General features: G+C 65.1%; 2 protein-coding genes. Both read right to left on the minus strand.

Annotation, left to right across the window (positions count from 1 at the left end; all coding sequences use genetic code 11):
- On the minus strand, positions 1-216 hold a 216-nt coding region (locus EN939_RS36880; RefSeq protein WP_164751630.1), incomplete at its 3' end, for an adenylyltransferase/cytidyltransferase family protein.
- A 6-nt stretch (positions 217-222) separates the two neighbouring features.
- Positions 223-654 (minus strand): HAD hydrolase-like protein (locus EN939_RS36885; RefSeq protein ID WP_164751631.1); only part of this gene is annotated, 432 nt, incomplete at its 5' end.

Below are 654 nucleotides of genomic sequence, written 5' to 3' on the forward strand. Positions count from 1 at the left end.
AGACAGCGGGATATCAGGCCTGAAGATCTTGCGCGGATGCGGTTCGAATGTCAGCACCAGGGCCGGTGCGCCGCGCCGTCCGGCCTCGGCGGAGGCGCGCTCGAGCACCGCCTGATGGCCGCGATGGACGCCATCGAAATTGCCGATCGCCACCACGCCGCCGCGCAGGTCTGCGGGAAGCGGCGCGGTTGCCAGGATGCGCTGGAAGGCTGCCATCGTCACCTACCGAAGTCTGGGAATGACGGCCACCGGACCATAGCCATGCTTTTCCAGGAACGCCGCCAATCTTGCCGGATCCGGTTGCAAGGCATCGCCATAGTCGCGGGCATGGATGCCGCCGGAGACATAAAGAACATCGAAGCCATTGTCGGCGGCGCCCTTCACATCGGTCATCATGCCATCGCCGATGGCCAGCACCCGGCTGCGCTCGACCGGCCGGCCAAGAATCTCGGCGACCTCCTTCATCGCGAGATTGTAGATCGGCGCGTATGGTTTTCCAGCGATCAATGTGCGGCCGCCGAGCTGGGCATAGTCACGCGCCAGCGCGCCGGCACACCAGATGATGCGTTCGCCGCGCTCGACCACGATGTCGGGATTTGCGCAGATGAAAGGCAGGTTCCGGGCGCGCAGCCGCCGCAGGAGCTCCGTGTAATC

Origin of the sequence: Mesorhizobium sp. M7A.F.Ca.CA.002.05.1.1 (genome assembly GCF_003998335.1) — a bacterium.
In the GTDB taxonomy this organism is placed as follows: domain Bacteria; phylum Pseudomonadota; class Alphaproteobacteria; order Rhizobiales; family Rhizobiaceae; genus Mesorhizobium.